This window comes from Halopseudomonas pachastrellae (assembly GCF_900114765.1).
In the GTDB taxonomy this organism is placed as follows: domain Bacteria; phylum Pseudomonadota; class Gammaproteobacteria; order Pseudomonadales; family Pseudomonadaceae; genus Halopseudomonas; species Halopseudomonas pachastrellae.
On the sequence record NZ_FOUD01000047.1, the window covers coordinates 1 to 2371 of the forward strand.

The following is a 2371-nucleotide window of genomic DNA, read 5'->3' on the forward strand; positions in this document are numbered from 1 at the left end:
GTATCCGTCCGGCCAACTCACCTTCCGAACTCCAGCATTAAGGACGATGGTGTCCGCGTATTTTTAAGCGGACGCGATAGCCCTTATCGCCGGGATTTCCATGCGCCAACGAAGCTCTTACCCCAAACCGTTCAAGGCCCAGGTTGTTCAGGAGTGCCTGCAACCCGGTGCGACCGTTTCCAGCGTTGCCATCCGCCACGGCATCAATGCCAACGTCATTCGCAAGTGGCTACCGCTTTATCGAGATCAACTGCCAGCGGCGTTGCCGGCGTTCGTTCCTGCGAGAGTTACGCCAAAACGACCAGTTGAACCAGCTGTGATTATCGAGCTACCGCTGGGCGAGCAATCGATCACAGTGAAATGGCCAGCTTCCGATCCTGAAGGATGCGCCCGCTTTGTCCGGGGGCTCGCCCAGTGATCCGTATCGATAGTATCTGGCTCGCCACCGAACCCATGGATATGCGCGCGGGCACTGAAACCGCGTTGGCCCGCGTGGTGGCGGTGTTCGGTGCGGCGAAGCCGCACTGCGCCTATCTGTTCGCCAATCGCCGCGCCAACCGCATGAAAGTCCTGGTGCATGACGGCGTGGGTATCTGGCTGGCCGCGCGGCGATTGAACCAGGGCAAGTTTCACTGGCCAGGCATCCGCCACGGCTCGGAAGTTGAACTCGACACCGAGCAACTTCAGGCGTTGGTACTGGGGCTGCCCTGGCAGCGGGTCGGTGCGGGCGGCGCGATCACAGTGCTGTAGCACCGGCCATTAGCCCATCGGTGTATCTGCGCAGAGCGTCTGCTCTGGCACAATCAGCAGCATGAACTCCTCGCCCAATCTCGACCAACTGACAGCTGAGCAACTGCGCACACTGGCCGCGCAGTTGCTGACGCAGGTCGACGTGATGGGCAAGAAAATCCACCGTGATCAAACCATCATTGAGCAGCTCACACACGAAATCGCTTGGTACAAACGGCACAAGTTTGCCAAGCGTAGCGAGCAACTGAGCCCTGACCAGGGTAGCTTGCTGGACGACCTGCTCGACACTGACATCGCCGCCATCGAGGCGGAGCTGAAAGCTGTCAATCCCCCGGTTGCTCCAGCCGAACCCCGCCAACAGCCCAAGCGCACACCGCTGCCGGCACAATTTCCGCGCACCGTGATCCGCCACGAACCGGAGAACACCCAATGCGCCTGCGGCTGCCAGCTGCAACGCATCGGTGAAGACATCAGCGAAAAGCTGGATTACACGCCGGGCGCTTTCACCGTCGAACAGCATGTGCGTGGGAAATGGGCCTGTCGCCAGTGCGAAACACTGATCCAGGCCCCCGTGCCGGCCCAGGTGATCGACAAGGGCATCCCCACCGCCGGCCTTCTGGCTCACGTGATGGTGGCCAAATTCGCCGACCACTTGCCGCTATATCGGCAAGAGAAAATCTTTGGCCGTGCCGGCCTGGCCATCGCTCGCTCGACACTGGCGCAGTGGGTCGGACAAACCGGCGTGCAGCTCCAGCCGCTAGTCGATGCCCTGCGCGAAGCCGTGCTGGGCCAACGCGTGATCCACGCTGACGAAACCCCGGTGCAAATGCTCACCCCAGGCGAGAAGAAAACCCATCGGGCTTACGTCTGGGCCTACAGCACCACACCCTTCGCCGATCTGAAGGCCGTGGTGTATGACTTCAGTCCCAGCCGTGCCGGCGAGCATGCGCGCAATTTTCTTGGTCAGTGGAATGGCAAGCTGGTCTGCGACGACTTCGCTGGCTACAAGGCCAGCTTCGAGCAAGGCATTACCGAAATCGGCTGCATGGCCCACGCCCGCCGCAAGTTCTTCGATCTGCACGCTGCAAACAAAAGCCAGTTGGCCGAACAAGCACTGCACGCGATGGGCAGCCTGTACGAAATCGAACGGCAAGCACGGGACATGAGCGATGAAGAACGCTGGCGAATACGACAGGAAAAGGCTTCACCGATCCTCGATACACTGCATGACTGGATACTGGCCCAGCGTGATCTTGTGCCCAACGGATCGGCCACGGCGAAAGCCTTGGATTACAGCCTTAAACGCTGGCAGGCACTGACTCGCTATGTCGAGGATGGTGCTGTGCCCATCGACAATAACCAGGTCGAGAACCAGATTCGTCCATGGGCCCTGGGGCGCTCGAACTGGTTGTTTGCCGGGTCGCTACGCAGCGGCAAACGCGCGGCGGCGATCATGAGCCTGATCCAGTCGGCCCGCATGAACGGGCATGATCCGTATGCCTATCTCAAGGACGTGCTGACACGCCTGCCGACGCAACGGGCGAGTGAGGTCGGCCAACTGCTGCCGCATCAGTGGGCGCCTGCCTGAGTCGCGCAAGGTGAGTTCGGCGTACGCTTACGC

General features: G+C 60.8%; 3 protein-coding genes. All 3 read left to right on the plus strand.

What is annotated here, in order from left to right; all coding sequences use genetic code 11:
• Positions 1-100 precede the first annotated feature (100 nt).
• The 3 genes from tnpA (at position 101) to tnpC (ending at position 2338) form a co-directional block, all read left to right on the plus strand.
• Positions 101-418: an IS66-like element accessory protein TnpA gene (gene tnpA / locus BM116_RS18520; RefSeq protein ID WP_003282986.1), complete on the plus strand. Its 318-nt coding sequence runs from the start codon at positions 101-103 to the stop codon at positions 416-418.
• On the plus strand, positions 415-750 hold the full coding sequence (gene tnpB / locus BM116_RS19235) for an IS66 family insertion sequence element accessory protein TnpB (protein ID WP_003282984.1): 336 nt from the start codon (positions 415-417) through the stop codon (positions 748-750). The genes tnpA and tnpB overlap by 4 nt, the downstream gene beginning before the upstream one ends.
• A 61-nt stretch (positions 751-811) precedes the next feature.
• Positions 812-2338: an IS66 family transposase gene (gene tnpC / locus BM116_RS18530; RefSeq protein WP_083729498.1), complete on the plus strand. Its 1527-nt coding sequence runs from the start codon at positions 812-814 to the stop codon at positions 2336-2338.
• Positions 2339-2371 lie beyond the last annotated feature (33 nt).

Excerpts from the sequence above, each read along its gene's own strand:
- tnpA (WP_003282986.1), top strand. The coding sequence starts at position 101 with ATGCGCCAACGAAGCTCTTACCCCAAACCGTTCAAGGCCCAGGTTGTT.
- tnpC (WP_083729498.1), top strand. The coding sequence starts at position 812 with ATGAACTCCTCGCCCAATCTCGACCAACTGACAGCTGAGCAACTGCGC.